The organism is Bacillus sp. BK450 (assembly GCF_004364885.1).
In the GTDB taxonomy this organism is placed as follows: domain Bacteria; phylum Bacillota; class Bacilli; order Bacillales; family Bacillaceae; genus Bacillus; species Bacillus safensis.
The window spans coordinates 735,411-753,019 of sequence record NZ_SOBQ01000001.1 but is presented as its reverse complement, the minus strand read 5'-3'; the positions used below and the strand labels follow the sequence as shown (position 1 = coordinate 753,019).

The 17,609-nt window shown below is 42.2% G+C and carries 18 protein-coding genes; 16 read left to right on the top strand and 2 right to left on the bottom strand.

Features of this window, described 5'->3' with window-relative positions; genetic code table 11:
- Positions 1–3: 3 nt before the first annotated feature.
- The 7 genes from argB (at position 4) to EV579_RS03925 (ending at position 8,791) form a co-directional block, all read left to right on the top strand.
- Positions 4–780 (top strand): acetylglutamate kinase, encoded by a 777-nt coding sequence (argB, locus tag EV579_RS03955; protein WP_025093396.1) that lies wholly within the window; start codon positions 4–6, stop codon positions 778–780.
- Positions 777–1,928 carry an acetylornithine transaminase gene (locus EV579_RS03950; RefSeq protein ID WP_133743994.1) on the top strand — a complete coding sequence of 384 codons (1,152 nt, stop codon included), beginning with the start codon at positions 777–779 and terminating at the stop codon, positions 1,926–1,928. Before argB ends, EV579_RS03950 begins: the two co-directional genes overlap by 4 nt.
- A 70-nt stretch (positions 1,929–1,998) precedes the next feature.
- Complete coding sequence (locus EV579_RS03945; RefSeq protein WP_133743993.1) at positions 1,999–3,060, top strand: carbamoyl phosphate synthase small subunit; 1,062 nt, start codon at positions 1,999–2,001, stop codon at positions 3,058–3,060.
- A complete protein-coding gene (locus tag EV579_RS03940; protein WP_133743992.1) occupies positions 3,053–6,133 on the top strand; it encodes a carbamoyl phosphate synthase large subunit in 3,081 nt (1,026 codons plus the stop codon). The genes EV579_RS03945 and EV579_RS03940 overlap by 8 nt, the downstream gene beginning before the upstream one ends.
- Positions 6,130–7,080, top strand: coding sequence for an ornithine carbamoyltransferase (gene argF / locus EV579_RS03935; RefSeq protein ID WP_041110110.1), 951 nt, complete (start codon positions 6,130–6,132; stop codon positions 7,078–7,080). The genes EV579_RS03940 and argF overlap by 4 nt, the downstream gene beginning before the upstream one ends.
- 102 nt (positions 7,081–7,182) lie before the next feature.
- A complete protein-coding gene (locus tag EV579_RS03930) occupies positions 7,183–7,362 on the top strand; it encodes a YjzC family protein (protein WP_008348517.1) in 180 nt (59 codons plus the stop codon).
- A 163-nt stretch (positions 7,363–7,525) separates the two neighbouring features.
- On the top strand, positions 7,526–8,791 hold the full coding sequence (locus EV579_RS03925; RefSeq protein WP_133743991.1) for an MFS transporter: 1,266 nt from the start codon (positions 7,526–7,528) through the stop codon (positions 8,789–8,791).
- A gap of 111 nt (positions 8,792–8,902) precedes the next feature.
- On the opposite strand, the gene EV579_RS03920 is transcribed toward EV579_RS03925, so the two are convergent.
- Positions 8,903–9,097 carry a YjzD family protein gene (locus EV579_RS03920; RefSeq protein ID WP_003211779.1) on the bottom strand — a complete coding sequence of 65 codons (195 nt, stop codon included), beginning with the start codon at positions 9,095–9,097 and terminating at the stop codon, positions 8,903–8,905.
- A gap of 212 nt (positions 9,098–9,309) precedes the next feature.
- Between EV579_RS03920 and EV579_RS03915 the strand changes: the two genes are divergently transcribed.
- From EV579_RS03915 to EV579_RS03900, 4 genes are all read left to right on the top strand, one after another.
- Positions 9,310–10,050: a hypothetical protein gene (locus tag EV579_RS03915; RefSeq protein ID WP_024425057.1), complete on the top strand. Its 741-nt coding sequence runs from the start codon at positions 9,310–9,312 to the stop codon at positions 10,048–10,050.
- Positions 10,051–10,123: 73 nt separating this feature from the next.
- Positions 10,124–10,699 (top strand): nad binding enzyme, encoded by a 576-nt coding sequence (locus EV579_RS03910; RefSeq protein ID WP_133743990.1) that lies wholly within the window; start codon positions 10,124–10,126, stop codon positions 10,697–10,699.
- A 91-nt stretch (positions 10,700–10,790) separates the two neighbouring features.
- The gene (locus tag EV579_RS03905) at positions 10,791–11,753 is read left to right on the top strand and encodes a BMP family ABC transporter substrate-binding protein (protein ID WP_122631175.1); all 963 of its coding nucleotides are present in this window, start codon (positions 10,791–10,793) and stop codon (positions 11,751–11,753) included.
- A 12-nt stretch (positions 11,754–11,765) separates the two neighbouring features.
- On the top strand, positions 11,766–11,963 hold the full coding sequence (locus tag EV579_RS03900; protein ID WP_133743989.1) for a ComZ family protein: 198 nt from the start codon (positions 11,766–11,768) through the stop codon (positions 11,961–11,963).
- Positions 11,964–11,973: 10 nt separating this feature from the next.
- Here EV579_RS03900 and EV579_RS03895 read toward each other — a convergent pair whose 3' ends face one another.
- Positions 11,974–12,207 (bottom strand): hypothetical protein, encoded by a 234-nt coding sequence (locus EV579_RS03895; RefSeq protein ID WP_024425053.1) that lies wholly within the window; start codon positions 12,205–12,207, stop codon positions 11,974–11,976.
- Between the two features lie 171 nt (positions 12,208–12,378).
- Between EV579_RS03895 and EV579_RS03890 the strand changes: the two genes are divergently transcribed.
- From EV579_RS03890 to EV579_RS03870, 5 genes are all read left to right on the top strand, one after another.
- Positions 12,379–13,317 (top strand): beta-ketoacyl-ACP synthase III, encoded by a 939-nt coding sequence (locus tag EV579_RS03890; protein ID WP_024425052.1) that lies wholly within the window; start codon positions 12,379–12,381, stop codon positions 13,315–13,317.
- 21 nt (positions 13,318–13,338) lie between these two features.
- Entirely contained in the window at positions 13,339–14,580 is a 1,242-nt protein-coding gene (fabF, locus tag EV579_RS03885) for a beta-ketoacyl-ACP synthase II (RefSeq protein WP_024425051.1), read from the top strand.
- 77 nt (positions 14,581–14,657) lie between these two features.
- A complete protein-coding gene (locus EV579_RS03880; protein ID WP_122631176.1) occupies positions 14,658–15,461 on the top strand; it encodes a DUF2268 domain-containing putative Zn-dependent protease in 804 nt (267 codons plus the stop codon).
- Positions 15,462–15,608: 147 nt separating this feature from the next.
- The gene (locus tag EV579_RS03875; RefSeq protein ID WP_025093401.1) at positions 15,609–16,589 is read left to right on the top strand and encodes an ABC transporter ATP-binding protein; all 981 of its coding nucleotides are present in this window, start codon (positions 15,609–15,611) and stop codon (positions 16,587–16,589) included.
- Positions 16,586–17,608: an ABC transporter ATP-binding protein gene (locus EV579_RS03870; RefSeq protein WP_024426487.1), complete on the top strand. Its 1,023-nt coding sequence runs from the start codon at positions 16,586–16,588 to the stop codon at positions 17,606–17,608. The genes EV579_RS03875 and EV579_RS03870 overlap by 4 nt, the downstream gene beginning before the upstream one ends.
- Position 17,609: the final 1 nt, after the last annotated feature.

The window sequence follows — 17,609 nt, the reverse complement described above, 5'->3', positions numbered from 1 at the left end:
GACATGAATAAAACGATCGTGTTCAAGTGTGGAGGCAGTGTCATTCGAGAACTTTCAGATACATTTTATGAAAATGTCCGCTCACTTCAAGCTGCTGGATTTAAGCTGGCTATCGTGCATGGCGGAGGACCTGAAATCACCGACATGCTGCAAAAATTAGAAGTGAAAACAGAATTTGTTGACGGTCAGCGTAAAACAACGAAGCCTGTGTTAGAGGTAGCCGAAATGGTTCTCTCAGGAACAGTCAATAAATACTTTGTGTCAGAGCTCGCAAAGCATGATATATCATCTGTCGGCGTATCCGGTAAAGATGGGCAGATGCTTGTCGCCGATTTCCTTGATCAAGACGTTTACGGGTACGTTGGCGAAATCAAAGAAGTTCATCCAGAAATGGCAGAAGCACTCATGGAGAAACAATTCATTCCTGTGATTGCGCCGCTGTCTATGACGGAAGAATGCCAAACCTTAAATGTGAATGCTGATTTAGCTGCATCAGCTGTCGCCGGAGCTATGAAAGCTGATAAGCTCATGTTTGTCACAGATGTTGAAGGCATTTTAAAAAATGGTGAACTATTAGATGTCGTCACAGAACAAGAAGCCCTTTCACTCATTGATGAAGGCATTATTTCCGGGGGAATGATTCCAAAAGTACAATCCGCTTTGAGTGCTTTATCAGGTGATGTAGATGAAGTGATGATCGTAAATGGCAAAGGCAGTATCTTTACAGGAGAAACCTTTAAAGGAACAAGAATCGTGAAACAAAAGGAGGCGGTCCTGTGAGTCATCTTTTTCAAAACTATGGACGGTGGAATGTTGAAATTAAAGAGGCAGCAGGTTCTTGGGCAATCGATACAAATGGAAAAAAATATTTAGACTTTATACAAGGCATTGCTGTTACAAATTTAGGCCACAATCACCCAAAGGTCAATCAAGCCATTAAGGAACAGCTTGACCACGTCTGGCATGTATCGAATCTATTTGAAAATGGACTGCAAGAAAAAGCAGCAGAAAAGCTGGCAGCAAACAGTTCAGGGGATCTCGTGTTTTTCTGTAATAGCGGGGCAGAGGCAAATGAAGGTGCCATTAAATTAGCACGTAAATCGACAGGGAAAACAAATATCGTCACATTTTTGCACTCTTTCCATGGGCGCACGTATGCTGGTATGGCTGCCACAGGTCAAGATAAAATCAAAACTGGCTTTGGCCCTATGCTAGAAGGCTTTCACTACGTACCGTTTAATGATCCAGACGCTATGTCAGCCTGTGCAGTCGATGATGTGGCAGCGGTGATGCTGGAGGTTGTGCAAGGTGAAGGTGGAGTGAATCCAGCGACACCAGCTTTTCTTGAAGCCGTTCAAGCATTTTGCAAAAAGCATGAAGCACTGCTGATTGTAGATGAAATTCAAACGGGCATCGGTCGTACAGGAACAGCATTTGCGTACGAAGAGACGTGTCTTGACCCTGATATTATCTCAGCAGCAAAAGGGTTAGGGAACGGCTTTCCAGTTGGTGCAGTCATAGGGAAAAAAGCTCTAGGAGATGCATTCTCTCCAGGTTCACATGGTACAACATTTGGTGGGAATATGCTCGCCATGGCCGCTGTGAATGCGACACTCGATGTCATTTTTAAAGAAGAGTTTCTTTCAGAAGTGAAAGAAAAGGGTGATTACCTGTTAGAAAAGCTGCAAAAAGTCAAACAGCTGAATATTGTAAAAGAAGTGCGGGGAAAAGGATTGATGGCAGGTATTGAATGTGATCAGCCAGTCGCCGGCTATATCACAGCTCTTAGAGAACAAGGTTTGCTTGTGCTTCCAGCTGGTCCGAATGTCATTCGTTTATTACCTCCGCTGAATGTGAAGAAAGCAGAGCTGGATCAGGCGATCGAAGCAATTGTTCAAGTATTAGCCAATAAAACAGTTTCGGTGTAAATTTTTTTACAAACGAACGTATAAAAATACATTTGTATCATTAATTATTCAATTTTGGGGTGACATAAGCATGAAAGGTTATTTAAATTTAGAAGATGGAGCCTCTTTTGAAGGAGATCTGACAGGAGAAGCTGGCATCACAGGTGAAGTGGTCTTTTTTACAGGTATGACAGGTTATCAAGAGGTGCTCACAGATCCTTCCTATAAAGGTCAGATCATTGTTTTCACATATCCGCTGATCGGTAATTACGGCATTAACCATGAAGACTTTGAGAGCAAGAAGCCTCAAGTAAAAGCGGTGGTTGTGTACGAGGCAGCAGAGCATTTTTCACATCATCTTGCAGCGGTCAGCTTAAAAGATTATTTACAAAAGTGGAATATCCCGCTTCTGACACATACAGATACGCGCGCAGTCGTGCAAAACATCCGGGCAAATGGAACGATGAACGCTGTGCTCAGTGTAGACGAAAACGAAACACCGCCTGCAATGAAACAAGACAATGTCGTCGCACAGGTGACAGATAGCGAGATCTACACACAAGGCAGCGGTGAGGAGCATGTGGCGCTCATTGATTTTGGCTTTAAAAAATCAATTGCAGATTCGCTTGCAGCGCGCGGCTGTAAAGTAACCGTCATTCCATATAAACAAATGGAAAAGGTATTTGAGATCAAGCCGGATGCGATCCTCTTGTCAAACGGACCTGGAGACCCGAAAACCATGACACCGTATTTAAAAACAATTCATGACATCATGATGACATTTCCGACACTTGGGATCTGTCTAGGTCACCAATTAATCGCTCTTGCACTTGGCGGAGATACGTATAAGCTGCCATTTGGCCACAGGGGAGCGAATCATCCTGTCCAGGATACAGAATCCAAACGTGTCTTTATGACAAGTCAGAACCACAGCTATGTTGTGAATGAAAAAAGCATGGATGACAAAGAAGTGGACGTGAAATTCCTTCATGTCAATGATGGATCTGTAGAAGGATTCATTCATAAAGAAAAGCTGATTATGTCAGTTCAATTTCATCCAGAAGCACACCCAGGGCCTGCTGAAAGTGAATGGGTATTCGATGATTTTATTGAGAAAGTGAAACAAGCAAGGAGAGAAGTCGCACATGCCTAAAGATCAAAGCATACAAACCATTCTAGTCATCGGGTCTGGTCCAATCATCATTGGTCAGGCAGCAGAATTTGATTACTCAGGAACACAAGGATGTATGGCCTTAAAAGAAGAAGGCTACAAAGTCATCTTAGTGAATAATAACCCAGCAACCATTATGACAGACGAGTCATTTGCTGATGAAATCTATTTTGAACCGCTTTCAGTTGATTCAGTGACAAGAATCATTGAAAAGGAAAAACCAGATGGTCTTTTAGCCAACCTTGGCGGACAGACGGCTTTAAACCTTGCTGTCGAGCTGGAAAAAGCCGGTGTGCTGAAAAAGCATGGGGTGACCCTGCTCGGAACGTCAGTTGAAACCATTGAAAACGGTGAAGATCGAGAGAAATTCCGTGCTCTCATGAAGCATTTGAACGAACCTGTGCCAGATAGTGAAATTGTGGATAATGCGGAAGATGCTCTTCAATTTGCAAAAGAAGTCGGATTCCCAGTTATCCTAAGACCAGCATACACACTTGGCGGTAAAGGCGGCGGAATCGCTCTAACAGAAGAGGCGTTTAAGCCGCTCATTGAAGGAGCTCTTTTAGCGAGTCCAATTCACCAGTGTTTAGTTGAGAAAAGCATAGCTGGCTTTAAAGAAGTCGAATATGAGGTCATGAGAGACCGTCAAAATACGTGTATCACGGTATGCAACATGGAAAATATCGATCCAGTTGGTGTGCATACAGGAGACTCGATTGTCGTTGCACCTTCCCAAACATTAACAGATCAGGATTACCAAATGCTCCGTTCTGCAAGCCTGAAAATCATTTCAGCGCTGGATGTAGTCGGCGGCTGCAACATTCAATTTGCCCTTGATCCACTCAGTAAAGAATACTTTGTCATTGAGGTGAATCCTCGGGTCAGCCGTTCTTCCGCTCTTGCATCAAAAGCAACAGGCTATCCGATTGCGAAAATGGCAGCTAAGCTTGCGGTGGGTTATACGCTAGACGAATTGAAAAACCCGCTCACAGGCACAACCTATGCTAGTTTTGAGCCGGCACTCGATTATGTTGTCGTGAAATTCCCGCGCTGGCCGTTTGATAAATTTAAACAGGCAGACCGTCAATTAGGCACAAAAATGAAGGCCACTGGCGAAGTCATGGCGATTGATCGTAATTTAGAGTCAGCCATTCAAAAAGCAGTTGCATCACTTGAAATTAAAACGAAGGGCTTCCACCTGCCAGAACTAAAAGAGCAATCGACAGAACAATTATTTGAACTCATCAAAACACCAGACGATCGCCGGTTTTTCGCTGTTATGGAGCTTCTTTCAAGACAAGAAACGGTTGAAACGATTCATCAAACGACGAAAATTGATCGATTCTTCTTACATGTGTTCCAGAATATGATTACGCTCGAACAAGAATTGAAAGATCATAAGGGGACGCTATCAAAAGATACCTTGAAAAAGGTAAAGGAAAAGGGTTTCCTTGATGAAACGATTGCTCTTCTTACGGGTCACACGGAAGAATCAATCAGGCAGCTTCGTCAAGAATACAGCATTGCTGCTTCATTTAAAATTGTTGACACATGTGCGGCGGAATTTGATGCAAAAACGAATTACTTCTATTCCACCTACTTCGGCAAAAGCGATGGTGAACATCAAGAAAAAACAAAGCAGCGAGCACTCATCATTGGCTCTGGTCCGATTCGAATCGGGCAGGGGGTCGAGTTTGATTACAGTGCCGTTCATGGCGTTCTGACCTTGCAAAAGCTTGGATTTGAAACCATCATGATGAACAACAATCCAGAAACAGTCAGTACTGATTATGAGATTGCCGATCGTTTATATTTTGAGCCGATTACATTAGAGCACATCCTAAACGTTGTGGAAGCAGAACAGATTGATTTTGTCATTGTCCAATTTGGTGGACAGACTGCGATTAACGTCGCAGAAGGCTTGGAAAAAGCCGGTGTCACGTTGTTAGGTACGTCCTTTGATACGCTGGATGCACTTGAAGACCGTGATTTATTCTATCAGCTTCTTGATGAACTGAATCTTCCTCACGCAAAAGGAGATACGGCTCATTCAAAAGAAGAAGCACTCGTACATGCGAAAAGCATCGGTTACCCTGTATTAATTCGCCCATCGTATGTCATTGGCGGAATGGGAATGATCATTGTTCAGTCAGAAGCACATTTGGCGTCACTGCTTGATCAGCCAGATCATTTGCCATACCCAATCTTAATTGATGAGTACGTCACTGGAAAAGAAATTGAAGTCGATCTTATTTCTGACGGAAAAAAGGCGTTCATTCCAACCATCGTAGAACATATTGAGAAAGCGGGCGTGCACTCAGGTGACAGCTTTGCCATTTTACCAAGTATCTCAATCAGTGAAGACATCAAACAGCAGGTGCATACCGCGTCTGAACAAATAGCGAAGAAATTAGCGTTCAAGGGCATTATGAATATCCAATTTGTCATCAAAGGGGATCAGGCGCTTGTATTAGAAGTGAATCCGCGGGCAAGCCGGACTGTACCAGTCGTCAGTAAGGTAATGGGCATTGATATGATCCCAATGGCCACTCAATTATTAGCTGGTGCATCGCTTGAAGAACTAAACCCTGCAACGAAAAACAAAGGGGGGACAGCGGTCAAATTCCCAGTGTTCTCATCACATGCCATTCAAGATATCGACCTCAAGCTGACACCTGAAATGAAAGCGACAGGAGAAGGAATGTGTGTAGGCAAGAACGCCGAAAGCGCCTTGAAAAAAGTGTTTGCGCCGATCTGGAAGCAAAAAGGAAGCCTCTTTATGCAAGGCTGCGAGCAATTGATAGATGAAGCGAAGCATGCAGGCTTTGACGTCTGGACTGGCAGCTTTGAATCTTGGCTGCAGAATGAAGACAAATCCCTTCATATTCATTTAGGAGAAGATGAAGAGGCAAAAGAGCAGCGTGTAAAAGCACTCACACACGGCGTTCAAGTCCTAACCGAATATGAAACAGTTCAAGCATTCCTGCAAGGAAAAAATGGAGATGTATCACCAGTATCGCTCCATGAATTATATAAAAAGGAAGTGACGGCATGAGTCAAGTCGACGTGCAACCGGCATTATACGGAAAAGACTTTTTATCATTAAAAGATTTCTCAATCCATGAGATTGCTTATTTAATTGAAAAAGCGGAAGAGATGAAACAAAACCCATATCAAGATTTATTCAAAGGGAAAACGTTAGCGATGATCTTTGAAAAATCTTCGACTAGAACCCGCGTCTCGTTTGAAGCGGGGATGACGCAGCTAGGAGGACATGCGCTCTTCCTCAGCTCAAATGATTTGCAAATTGGCAGAGGTGAAACCATCAGTGATACAGCGCAGGTGCTGTCTGGTTATGTAGACGGCATTATGATTCGAACCTTTGAGCATGAGAAGGTTGAAGAGCTTGCACAATACGCGTCTATTCCAGTCATTAATGGATTAACTGACTACTCACATCCATGTCAGGCACTTGCAGATTTATTAACCATTAAAGAAACAAAAGGTACTTTAAAAGGAATCAAAGTGGCCTATATCGGTGACGGAAATAACGTGGCGCACTCCTTGATGGTCGGCTGTGCGCAGCTAGGCTGTGACATTGCGGTTGCATCACCAAAAGGCTATGAACCACTTCAAGAAGTAACAGACACTGCCCGTGAGTTTGCAAAACAATCAGGCGCAGAAGTGACCGTGACAACAGATCCTGTTGCAGCTGTAAAAGATGCAGATGTTATTTATTCAGATGTGTTTACAAGCATGGGGCAGGAAGCAGAAACAGAGAAACGTCTTGCTGAATTTAAAGAATATCAAGTCAATGACGAACTGATGAGTCATGCAGCAAAGGACTATATTTTCCTTCATTGTCTCCCGGCACATCGCGGGGAAGAAGTGACGGCAGATATTATTGACGGGCCGCAATCAAAAGTATTTCAACAGGCAGAAAACCGCCTGCATGTGCAAAAAGCGTTAATGAAAGAACTTATGTATCAACCATCCAAATAAATCCAAGTGTCCCTGACTCGTATGAGCAGGGACTTTTTGCATAAAGGATTGGAGAGCCAAGGGACGGGACATAATAACATCAATCGAGAAAGGAGGATGAAAATGGGTCAGCAGCATCAGTTTAAATCAGGGAATAAAGCACCGAATAATGGTGTGTATATCGAGATCGGCGAAACTGGAAGTATGGTGAAAGATCCTTTAAAGATTAAGCTTAAAGCAGGCGATGTCTTTCCTGATAACTCGAACCATAATCGTGTTTGGACCTACCAAAGAAAGCCGTAAGCAATTGACTAAGAGTCAGCAGGAATAAGACTTTAGAGGCATGTGTCATGCCTCTTTTTTCTTTATAATAAAAAACAATTAAGTTCAAATTTTCAAATAAATAGTATGAAAAAAAGAGAACTTAAGGTAAAATATGTAATATATTGTTGAAAGGATTTGTGTGATGGAAAAGATGAATCTCAGTGAAAGTGTTTGGAATAAACGCTTCACCTCATTATTCATATCAAGACTCATTAAAAACACAGGGGAAAGTTTTGCTTTTACATCCGTCCTTTGGCTATTGATTTTAAGAGGGGATGGAGCGCTCGGTACAGGACTTCTTCTAGCAGTAACTGTTCTCCCTTCATCTTTGTTAGCCCCAATATTAGGACCTCTTATGAAAAAGCACCATTTGTCTAAATGGATGTTCGCTTCAGATGTTGTTCGAGCAACAATTGTACTCATTATTCCACTTCTGCACTTTTCGCATCTATTGCCTCTATGGTTATTGATTTCATTAATGGTTATTCAATCGGCAACAGGTGCAGCTTATAATCCAGCTTCGGTGGCAATCTTACCGCAGATTGTTCCAAAGCATCTCATTCAAAAAGCAAATGCAATCCTGCAATCTTCTTTTGAGATTGTTGCACTTGCAGCAGTCATGGTGGCAGGTCTTTTGGTTAAATTAATTGGACCTGCAGATACTCTGCTGATCACCACTGCTTTATTTGTGATTTCTGGTCTGTTTATTATCGGGGTCAAACTAAAGAAAACCGATGAAGAAAAAGCAGCGGGCATTAAACAAGCGAAGAATACATATTTTTATAACTTAAAAAGAGGGTTTCTCGTTGTCAAAAACCATCACATTTTATTTGCACTCACGCTGTATTGTATCTTAATGAATGTCGCAGCAGCTCCGTGGCAGGCACTGTCAGCGGTATACGTAGCAGAAGCGCTGCAAAGCGACTCCATGGTGTATTCCATTTTAAGAGGTGTTGCCGCAGTTGGCGCGTTTATGATGGGCTTTGCTCTGGCAAAGGTGAAAATTAAGAGATTTGGTTTGTTCTTTATTGTCGCTGGTATGATTGAAGGGGCTGCATTCTTTATGACAGGGATGAGTACATGGCTGCCGGTTGTTCTGCTTGCTTCCTTTATTTTCGGAGCTGCTGTCAGTGCGATCAATGTGCCGGAAATGGTCATTATTCAAACCTCTGTTGACCAAGAGGATCAGCCGCAAGTATATGCTGTGATCAATGCCTCATCAAATGTCTTCCTCCCGCTTGCAGCTGTCGTATCAGGCGTCCTGGCAGAAAGATTTGGAGCGGGACCTGTCATTGCTGGCGGAGGAATCCTTGAAATTTTATCAGGTATCGCAATCTTCCTGTTTACAGGGCTTGCGAAAAGCCATTTGACAGAGGACAAACAGAAGTCCGAAACCGTCGAGGTCTAAACAATAAACACCCCCTGTATGTTGAAGGCAGGGGGTTTTAGCGTGCCGCAATCACTCTGAAAAAAAGAAAAAAGAGCTAAACATCAATTTAGCTCTTTTTCACAAGTCATATTAAGAATGTTTTGTTGAACTTTCCGTTTCTTTCATTGGACTTACTTCAGCAAAGATGAATAAAATAACCGTAAACACAACTGCAAGAATGGAAGTGAGCGTAAAATCATAAGCAGCTCCATTCATAGAGGCAACGATGTAACCAGCCATATGTGTTAGCAGAAAAGTCCAAATGAGGGTGATAATATAATGCATAATCCCACCGTCCTTTATGTAACAATCTATTGATTATCATACCATAGATGCAAGTGAAGGGAAAAGACTGTTTTCCGCCTTTATGTGACCATTTTGAGACCTTCTGCTATAAAAATAAAAAGAATTCTTCTGTCTTTAGGGGATTTCCTTATTCCTACAAGAGTTGTTGTTCATATCATAGAAAGCAGAATCACTGAAAGGAGGCTGGCCATATGGGTGTAAGCGAACGTTTTTTCCAGCTTGGTTCCCAGTGGAACATCATTCACCTTCCTCAAAAACCAAATGGCTTTGGCATTCTAATCCTCGGTGACCGAAATCACTTTGTGCAGGAAAATACATCATTCTGGCTTCAGCATTATGGAAGAAACCAGCTTTTAACTGCCTTAAAGGATGAAGGATATACATTGTTTAATAGTCATCTTCATGGGAATCACTGGGGATGCGAAGATGCTGTTTTTAGTGCCAAGCAGCTCGTTCATCACACACTAAAACAAGAAATATTAAACCGGGAAATTCATGTGCTCGCAGAGGGAATGGGTGCACTTGTTGCCATGAGCCTTGCTGAGGAGATGCCTGAAGTACTAAGGTCCATTGCGATGGTGAATCCATGTCTGAATCTGGATGCACAACGAGAAAGAGAAAAGGAACACAAATTCTTTTATAAGCAGCTGCTCAAAGAGTTAGCAGAGAGCTATGGCTGTTCTGAAAAGGAAGCTGAAACGTATCCACTGCCTTCTTGTCCTGTTCATTCTGCTCATGTGCCGATTCATATATGGCAAAGGCTAAACGGCGCACCTTATGCATATGAACTTCACGCAAAGCCTTTTATTGATCAGCATATGAAAAATCCAGAACATTGTCAGGTCGATCTCACGCTGCATATGTTTGATCATCCGAGAAGAATCTTTCAATCCATTCACAAGTTTTATAAATCGCATGAAAGAGAATTGTGATGAATAGGATGATAACAGCCCTTCATAGAAAGGGCTCTTCTTTTTATTCGATATTAAAAAAGGGGACATGAACATGGAAACAGGACTGATCATAGGGGCAGATGAGTTTTTTGGCCTGACACTTTGTGAATATATGATGAAAGAGGGCATTCAAGTGGATATCACGCGTCCTCATGATCTTAAAGAAGAACAAAAGGCACTGTTAGAAGAGCGGATGATGTGGCTGGGCAGAAATGATCTCGTTCGTGTCATTGACCTTCAGGATAGCAAAGACACGTATGATCTCATTTTTATTCAATCAGAGGAACCGCATAACAGGCAGAAAGACATCAAAGCAGAGCATGGCATGTACCAGATTCTTTATGAAAAGCCTGAAAACGAATCAGCGAAACAGAATGTGCCGGCAGTGATTCTTCCTCGCATGTTCGGACCATGGACACTCAATGAAGATCAAACAAAGCGTGCAGATTCACTTTTTGTAGAAGATGTGGCAAAGGAATTGTTACAATGGGCATCGGACACAGGTCAAAGACAGGACATGACGTATGAATTGAAGGTAGAGAGCCAAACAGATGACAAACAAGCAGAAGACATGATTGCAAAATGGAAAAGACAAAACTCAACATTTTTCGACAAAAACCAAGAATGATCTTCCATCTTATCTTTTTTCAGTATAAAATAAACCTATATTTAACATACAGGTTCATCACTGCATGTTGTAAAAGGGAGTTGAACATGGCATGAAGTACCAGCGGCTTGTCATGATCTTTTCGTTCCTTCTTCTATTATCTGCCTGCTCGCAGGCGCCTTTAAAAGGAAAAATTGAGAAGGTGGGTTTACTCGTCCCCGATACGATCAATGATCAAGTTTGGGGAACGAAAGGTTATAAAGGCTTATTAAGTATCCAATCAACATTTGGTGTAGATGTTTATTATAAGGAAGGAATGGTCGACAAGGAGAAAATCGTTGATGCCATTGAAGAATTCCATAAAAAAGGAGTCAATTTGATTATTGGCCATGGCAATGAATACAGTGAAATTTTTAACTTGATCAGTGAAGATTATCCAAACATACAATTTATTACGGTCAATGGAAACAAGCCTCAGGCGGGCAATGTCACAAACGTGACGTTTAAAGGTGAAGCGATGGGCTTTTTCGGAGGCATGACAGCTGCACATATGTCAAAAACAAAAAAGATTGGTATTCTTGCTACATATGATTGGCAAAGTGAAGTAGACGGCTTTATCAAAGGAGCAAAATATCAAGATGAACATGTACAAGTATTAGCAGAGTTTGTCGAAAACTGGGATGATGCTGACAAAGCGGTGGAGCTCTATCAAAAATTAAAAAAGCAGGGCGTTGATGTTGTGTATCCAGCAGGTGATGGTTATAATATCCCTGTCATTGAACAAATCAAAGCCGATAATTTATCAGCGATCGGATATGTCACCGATCAATCCAACCTCGGCAGCCATACAGTTTTAACGAGCACTGTACAGCATGTTGATAAAGCGTACAGTATCATTGCAAAGAAGTTTAATGAAGGCAAGCTAAATGAACAAGATGAGTACTCCTTTGATTTTAAAGAAGGAGTGGTCGAGATGGGGAATTTTAGTTCCACCATTGACGACGCTTTTGTGAAAGACATTGAAAGTGATATTGCGTCATACAAAAAAACAGGTAAACTGCCAAATGAAAAGTGAGGAGACGACGACATGCAGCACGAAAAATCGATGGAATTTTTACAAATTGCCATGAAGTATTTTCCGCAGGCGAAGGAAGAGTTAGATAAAGCAGGGATTCAGCTTGAGCCTGAAGCACTTCAGCCGCTTCTAACATTATTTACATCTGTCATGCAAGAAGCATACGAGCTTGGAAAAGCAGATGCAGAATCAGAAAAAGCCACAGATTAGTGGCTTTTTTTTATGATAATTTTTTCTTGAAGGCACTAATCATAGGACCAACATCTTTAAACACAGGCTTCAGCTCATCGATGGAGTTCATAATGTTCCCAATTTGATTCATGACATGCATGTAGTCAATTGAGTCATCACTTGAAGATGTCTCCGCGCGTTCCTCCTTTGCCTCTGTCTTGCTTTTCTCCTTTTCAAGCGGCTGTCCAAACATCATTGCTGAGAAAATATCTTTTTGCGCCATATCACATGTTCCTTTCTACTATTGGTATATATCATTAATCTATGAAAAAAGTGAGAGGAAAGGTTAGACGTTTGTATTGCCAAGAAGAAAAAAATAAGGTAAAATTAGTACCAGATACTAATATAAGATCACAATATCACATGCTCGTATGAGTAAAAGGAGTCTTATTCAATGAATGCTGGAATTATTGGCCTTGGCCGCTATATACCTGAAAAAGTATTAACAAATCATGATTTAGAAAAAATGGTTGAAACTTCTGACGAGTGGATTCGTACTAGAACAGGTATAGAAGAAAGAAGAATTGCATCTGATGATGTCAATACATCTCATATGGCGCTTGCTGCTGCAAAAAAAGCATTAGCTGACGCAGATGTGGCTGCAGAAGATATCGATATGATTCTTGTGGCGACAGTCACGCCAGATCAAGCATTTCCGACAGTTGCTTGTATGATTCAAGAGCAACTCGGTGCACATAAAGCATGTGCAATGGATATTAGCGCTGCGTGTGCTGGCTTTATGTATGGGCTTGTTACTGGAAAACAATTTATCGAATCAGGAACTTACAAACACGTGCTTGTCGTCGGTGTTGAAAAGCTTTCTCGCATTACCGACTGGGATGACCGCAATACAGCTGTTTTGTTTGGAGATGGAGCTGGAGCTGCTGTGCTGGGAGAAGTCAGCGAAGGTAAAGGAATTCTATCATTTGAACTTGGAGCAGATGGAAGCGGCGGGAAGCACTTGTACTTAGATGAAAAAGATCATACAATCATGAATGGACGAGAAGTATTTAAATTTGCTGTAAGACAAATGGGAGAGTCAAGTGTAAATGTCATTGAAAAAGCTGGACTATCAAAAGAAGACGTTGATTTCTTGATCCCGCATCAAGCAAATATTCGCATTATGGAAGCAGCACGCGAACGCTTAGAGCTTCCAGTTGAAAAAATGTCGAAGACTGTCCATAAATATGGAAACACATCAGCAGCATCCATTCCAATTTCACTATGTGAAGAAATCGAAGCCGGAAAAATTCATGACGGCGATGTGATTGTAATGGTTGGTTTTGGTGGCGGATTAACTTGGGGCGCAATCGCTATGCGATGGGGCCGATAAAAGAGTGGGGTGCACAAATTAATGGATAAAAAACGAGTAGTTGTTACAGGATTAGGTGCTTTGACACCACTTGGCAACGATGTAGAGTCAACATGGAAAAATGCTTTAGCGGGTGTATCAGGGGTTGGACCGATTACACGTGTCGATTCAAGTGAATATACCGCAAAAGTAGCGGCAGAACTAAAAGATTTTAACATTGAAGATTACATGGAGAAAAAAGAAGCGCGAAAAATGGCACGCTTCACGCAATATGCAGTCGTTGCTGCTCAAAAAGCGCTGGAAGATTCACGTCTTGAAATCACAGATGAAATCGCACCGCGTGTTGGTGTATGGGTTGGGTCTGGTATTGGCGGACTTGAAACATTTGAAGAGCAGTTCGAAGTGTATTCAAATAAAGGGGCAAGACGCGTCAGTCCATTCTTCGTCCCAATGATGATTCCTGATATGGCGACAGGCCAAATTTCTATTGCACTTGGCGCAAAAGGGGTTAACTCTTGTACAGTGACAGCATGTGCAACAGGAACAAACTCAATTGGTGATGCATTTAAAGTGATTCAGCGCGGCGATGCAGATGCGATGATCACAGGCGGAACAGAAGCGCCATTAACAAAAATGTCGTTTGCAGGTTTCTGTGCGAACAAAGCCCTTTCGACAAATCCTGATCCAAAGACAGCAAGCCGTCCATTCGACAAAAACCGTGACGGATTTGTCATGGGTGAGGGTGCAGGGATTATTGTTCTTGAAGAACTTGAGCATGCCTTAAAACGTGGTGCGACCATTTATGCAGAAATCGTTGGTTATGGTTCAACTGGAGATGCCTACCATATAACAGCACCAGCTCCGAATGGAGAAGGCGGCGTCCGTGCAATGAAAGAAGCGATTCGAGATGCAGGTTTATCTGTGGAAGACATTGACTATATCAATGCCCACGGTACAAGCACACCTTACAATGATAAATTTGAAACAATGGCGATTAAAGAAGTGTTCGGAGAGCATGCGAACAAGCTTGCGATCAGTTCGACAAAATCAATGACAGGTCACTTACTTGGCGCAGCAGGCGGGGTAGAAGCGATTTTCTCTGTTCTTGCGATTAAAGACAGCGTCCTTCCTCCAACCATTAATCTTGAAACACCGGATGAAGAATGTGATCTTGATTATGTAGCAAATGAAGCACGTTCAAAAGAAGTACAAGTGGCTTTAAGTAACTCACTTGGTTTTGGCGGGCATAATGCGACAATTATTTTTAAAAAATACGAAGCATAATACTTTCTGAGAAAGCGGCGGTCGATAAACAGATCGCCGCTTTTTTGCATATGATGAAAATGGAGGTGTTCAGCGGTATGGGTCTGATCAATACACAATATCTCATTCATCAATCATCATCATTTCAGGAGCTTGCAGCGCGCTTTGTTCCTTATTTTAAAGGGGCCGAGGAAAAAGAATGGTCGTCTATCCTCGCTCACTTGCAGCATCACGGGATGGTTCGGTCTTGGAGCTCGTGCAAAAGCATGATCGACAAGCTCAAGGAAAAAGGGTACTTCAAGCTTGTCATGAAAGAATATCAAACGCTTCAAAAGCAGTGGGAAGGTCCAGACATTCCTGTGTTTATTTTACCTGTCAATGAGAGCAGCAGAGAAATCAGAGAGCAATTTTATTATCAATCCGGCATGGCATTTGATGACAAGGTCTTTCTTTTTTTGTCTCCAAATACCCCGAAGGAGCGTATCGGTACATTGCTGACTCATGAATATCACCATGTATGCAGGCTGCATTTTCTCTCAAAAGAAGAAAAAGACTTTACATTCCTCGATACAATCATGATGGAGGGGCTCGCTGAATATGCTGTGTATCATAGATATGGAGAAAACTATACAGCGAAATGGACCACCTTCTATAGCGAAGAACAGCTTCAGCGTATGTACAAGAAATGGGTATCCAGTCATCTTGATCAAAGAGTCCAGGACGACGAAAGGCTGATACAGAATCTTCTTTATGGAAAAGGGAACTACCCTAAAATGCTTGGTTACGCTACCGGGTTTTATATCGTGAAAAAATATTTCAATGAGCACCGAATCAGCGAGGAATCTATGATTGCAGAGCCAGCAGAAACCTTTTTAAAGGCGATAGAATCACAAAGTGAATAATACACATAAAAAGAGACATATTACTAATTTACTAAATACTTCTTGATTTCGTCATAACGATGTAATAATATACAAATAATTCTTTTTATTTTTAAAATACAGAATATTCAGGTTCGATTCTATTGCTAAGGAGAAAGGGGCGAATGAATGAGCACGCTGCTTGAAGTGCAAAACTTAAAAACATATTTTTTTCGAAAAAAGGAACCGATACCTGCTGTGGATGGCGTTGATTTCAGCATCAACAGAGGAGAAACTGTCGCATTAGTCGGTGAGTCTGGGTCTGGCAAAAGCATTACGTCCTTATCCATTATGGGTCTGATTCATGGCACGGGCGGGAAAATTATGGACGGTTCCATCAAACTTGATGGAAAGGACCTTGTTACATATAGTGAAAAGGAATTATGCAGTATCCGTGGTAATGATGTATCTATGATCTTTCAGGAACCCATGACCTCACTTAATCCCGTCTTAACCATCGGAGAACAAATAACAGAAATCCTCATCTATCACAAAAAACTTTCAAAAAAAGAAGCGGTCAAAAAAGCGGTTGATCTGCTGAAGCTTGTTGGTTTTTCCCGCCCGGAGCAAATCATGAAAGATTATCCGCATCGTTTATCAGGCGGCATGCGGCAAAGAGTGATGATTGCCATAGCGCTAAGCTGTGATCCGAAGCTTCTCATTGCAGATGAACCGACAACTGCCCTGGATGTGACCATTCAAGCACAGGTACTCACTTTAATGAAAGATTTATGCTCTACCTTTGGTACATCTATTCTTCTTATCACACATGATTTAGGTGTCGTGTCTGAAGTGGCAGATCGAGTGATTGTCATGTACTGCGGACAGGTTGTTGAAAATGGGACTGTCGAAGAGTTGTTTGAACAGCCGCTTCATCCTTACACAGAAGGGCTGCTTGAATCGATTCCTGTCATTGACGGAGACATACAGCCGTTAACAGCCATCAAAGGAAATGTTCCTGCGCCAGATCAGCTTCCAGCCGGCTGCCGCTTTGCTCCTAGATGTCCGCAAGTGAAGGAACGCTGCCTTGGAGAACTGCCTAAGCTGAGAACATTTGAAGATGGCAGAAGCGTCAGATGTTTCTTATATGAGGAGGCAGACCACACATGACACTTGCTCAAAATCAAACACAAATAACAGACTTACCAGAGAAAGAAACGATCCTTGAACTGAAACAGATTCGAAAACATTTTCCGATTAAAGCGGGCGTCTTTCAGAAGAAAGTCGGTGCAGTGAAAGCTGTTGACGGCATAGACTTGAAGATTTATAAAGGTGAAACGTTAGGTATTGTCGGGGAGTCAGGATGCGGGAAATCCACCCTAGGCCGGACAATGATTCGCCTATACGAACCAACCGACGGTCAAATCTTTTTTAAAGGGCAAGACATCACGCGCGTATCAGAATCAAAGCTAAGACAATCTACACGAAAAAACATCCAAATGGTTTTTCAAGATCCCTTTGCATCACTCAACCCTAGAAAAACACTTCGAAGCATCATCAAAGAACCCTACAAAACACATCACTTATATTCCTTAAAAGAAAGAAATGAAAAAGTAGAACAGCTTTTATCAAAGGTAGGTCTTCATCCAAGCTTTGCGAACCGCTATCCCCATGAATTTTCAGGCGGGCAGAGGCAGCGGATCGGCATCGCTCGTGCGCTTGCCATGAATCCCGACATGATCATCGCAGATGAGCCTGTTTCAGCACTTGATGTATCTATTCAGGCGCAGGTTATTAATCTGATGGAGGAGCTTCAGGAGGAATTTGACCTTACCTATCTATTTATCTCTCACGATTTAAGTGTGGTCAGACATATTAGCGATAGAGTCGGCGTCATGTATCTCGGCAAAATGATGGAGCTTGCCGATAAGCACAGTCTGTACGATGAACCGCTCCATCCGTATACACAGGCTCTGCTTTCTTCCGTTCCTGTCACCCGTAAAAAAGGGCAGGTGAAAAGAGAACGCATTATGCTGCAAGGCGATTTGCCGAGTCCTGCAAATCCGCCAAAAGGCTGCGTATTTCACACAAGATGCCCGCATGCGAAAGAAATCTGTAAAGAAAAAGTACCAGCATTTCAAGAATTAAAAACGAACCACTTTGTTGCCTGCCACCTCTACAACGCTTGAT

What these genes read in the sequence shown, in the direction of transcription:
- argF (WP_041110110.1), top strand. Translation starts at nt 6,130, where the DNA reads ATGAGTCAAGTCGACGTGCAACCGGCATTATACGGAAAAGACTTTTTA.
- argB (WP_025093396.1), top strand. Translation starts at nt 4, where the DNA reads ATGAATAAAACGATCGTGTTCAAGTGTGGAGGCAGTGTCATTCGAGAA.
- EV579_RS03900 (WP_133743989.1), top strand. Translation starts at nt 11,766, where the DNA reads ATGCAGCACGAAAAATCGATGGAATTTTTACAAATTGCCATGAAGTAT.
- fabF (WP_024425051.1), top strand. Translation starts at nt 13,339, where the DNA reads ATGGATAAAAAACGAGTAGTTGTTACAGGATTAGGTGCTTTGACACCA.
- EV579_RS03910 (WP_133743990.1), top strand. Translation starts at nt 10,124, where the DNA reads ATGGAAACAGGACTGATCATAGGGGCAGATGAGTTTTTTGGCCTGACA.
- EV579_RS03940 (WP_133743992.1), top strand. Translation starts at nt 3,053, where the DNA reads ATGCCTAAAGATCAAAGCATACAAACCATTCTAGTCATCGGGTCTGGT.
- EV579_RS03925 (WP_133743991.1), top strand. Translation starts at nt 7,526, where the DNA reads ATGGAAAAGATGAATCTCAGTGAAAGTGTTTGGAATAAACGCTTCACC.
- EV579_RS03920 (WP_003211779.1), bottom strand. Translation starts at nt 9,097, where the DNA reads ATGCATTATATTATCACCCTCATTTGGACTTTTCTGCTAACACATATG.
- EV579_RS03890 (WP_024425052.1), top strand. Translation starts at nt 12,379, where the DNA reads ATGAATGCTGGAATTATTGGCCTTGGCCGCTATATACCTGAAAAAGTA.
- EV579_RS03905 (WP_122631175.1), top strand. Translation starts at nt 10,791, where the DNA reads ATGAAGTACCAGCGGCTTGTCATGATCTTTTCGTTCCTTCTTCTATTA.
- EV579_RS03915 (WP_024425057.1), top strand. Translation starts at nt 9,310, where the DNA reads ATGGGTGTAAGCGAACGTTTTTTCCAGCTTGGTTCCCAGTGGAACATC.
- EV579_RS03895 (WP_024425053.1), bottom strand. Translation starts at nt 12,207, where the DNA reads ATGGCGCAAAAAGATATTTTCTCAGCAATGATGTTTGGACAGCCGCTT.
- EV579_RS03875 (WP_025093401.1), top strand. Translation starts at nt 15,609, where the DNA reads ATGAGCACGCTGCTTGAAGTGCAAAACTTAAAAACATATTTTTTTCGA.
- EV579_RS03930 (WP_008348517.1), top strand. Translation starts at nt 7,183, where the DNA reads ATGGGTCAGCAGCATCAGTTTAAATCAGGGAATAAAGCACCGAATAAT.
- EV579_RS03880 (WP_122631176.1), top strand. Translation starts at nt 14,658, where the DNA reads ATGGGTCTGATCAATACACAATATCTCATTCATCAATCATCATCATTT.
- EV579_RS03870 (WP_024426487.1), top strand. Translation starts at nt 16,586, where the DNA reads ATGACACTTGCTCAAAATCAAACACAAATAACAGACTTACCAGAGAAA.
- EV579_RS03945 (WP_133743993.1), top strand. Translation starts at nt 1,999, where the DNA reads ATGAAAGGTTATTTAAATTTAGAAGATGGAGCCTCTTTTGAAGGAGAT.